2 protein-coding genes are annotated in these 1,103 nt (G+C 60.9%); both read left to right on the top strand.

The window, feature by feature from the left end; all coding sequences use genetic code 11:
* Positions 1-399, top strand: a 399-nt coding sequence (locus O3648_RS08345; RefSeq protein WP_371569583.1) for a prepilin peptidase, incomplete at its 5' end; no start/stop codon positions are given.
* 126 nt (positions 400-525) lie between these two features.
* Entirely contained in the window at positions 526-1,032 is a 507-nt protein-coding gene (locus tag O3648_RS08340) for an NUDIX domain-containing protein (RefSeq protein WP_279741772.1), read from the top strand.
* Positions 1,033-1,103: the final 71 nt, after the last annotated feature.

Genomic DNA, 1,103 nt, shown 5'->3' with positions numbered 1-1,103 from the left:
CACCGTCTGCCCCACCGCATCCTGATCCCTCTGGCTATTGCCACCTATACGGCGTTGCCTGTGTCTTTGCTTTTTGCCGGTCGCCCCGCCGATATTTGGCGCGTGATGGGTGCCGGTCTGGCGCTGTGGTTCTGCTACGGGCTTCTGCGTATTCTGTCTTTCGGCGCGCTGGGCCGCGGGGATGTGAAACTTGCCGGCATTCTGGGCGGCGCGCTCGGGTACCTGTCCTGGGCAAATCTGGGCTGGGCGTCGCTGGTGACGTTCCTTGCCGGTGGTCTGGTGTCTTTGGCTCTGGTGCTGTTCACGAAGGCGCGCGGTAGCACCCGTATTGCCTTCGGTCCGTTTATGCTTCTGGGCGCGCTGGTGGCGTTGGCGGCTCCGGCGTATTCTCTGTGGTAGATTCCGAAGTAGGGTGACCGTCCGGCTAAGTGGCGGGCTTGTTCTGTGTGCGGCTCGCCGCTGTTTGCTCTGCTCTCTAGCACCTATTTCCGGTAGATTTGCCGGGGCTTTTGAAAGGTTAATGTTATGCCTACTCCTCCCTATATCCGTAAGCTGCGTGAGCAGATTGGACCGGATTACCTGTGGCTCTCCGGTGCGACGGCTGTGGTGTACCGTGAGCAGGATTCTAAGGTGCTGCTGGTGCGCCGTAGCGATAACGGGGCGTGGACCCCGATCACGGGCATTGTAGACCCGGGGGAGAGCCCCGCACTGACCTGCCTGCGTGAGGCGCAGGAGGAAGCGAACGTGCAGATTGAGGTGTTGGAGTTGGCGCAGGTGAAGGCTGACCCGCCGATGCAGTTCGGTAATGGTGACCGCTGCCAGTTCTTGGACCATACGTTCTTGTGCCGCTGGGTTTCTGGTGAGGCGAAGGTGAACGACGAGGAATCTTCGCAGGTGCGTTGGGTGGATGTGTCTGACCCGGCGGAGCGTGCGTTGCTTTCTGAGCGGATGCTGGACCGTATTGATGCGGCGCTGAACTATGACGGCCACTGCCGTTTTGGGTTGGAATCGGTGCCGCCGGAAGAACTCTAAACCGGCTGCTGGGACTGAGCAAAAGCCGCCGGATGAGGCGTGTAGATACAGAGGGAGGGGCGACCCGCCGT

Source organism: Rothia sp. 27098_8_161, from assembly GCF_041432905.1.
Taxonomy (GTDB): Bacteria; Actinomycetota; Actinomycetes; order Actinomycetales; family Micrococcaceae; genus Rothia.
The sequence above is the reverse complement of the archived record's forward strand: the minus strand, read 5'-3'. Positions and strand labels throughout refer to the sequence as shown.

Excerpts from the sequence above, each read along its gene's own strand:
- O3648_RS08340 (WP_279741772.1), top strand. The coding sequence starts at position 526 with ATGCCTACTCCTCCCTATATCCGTAAGCTGCGTGAGCAGATTGGACCG.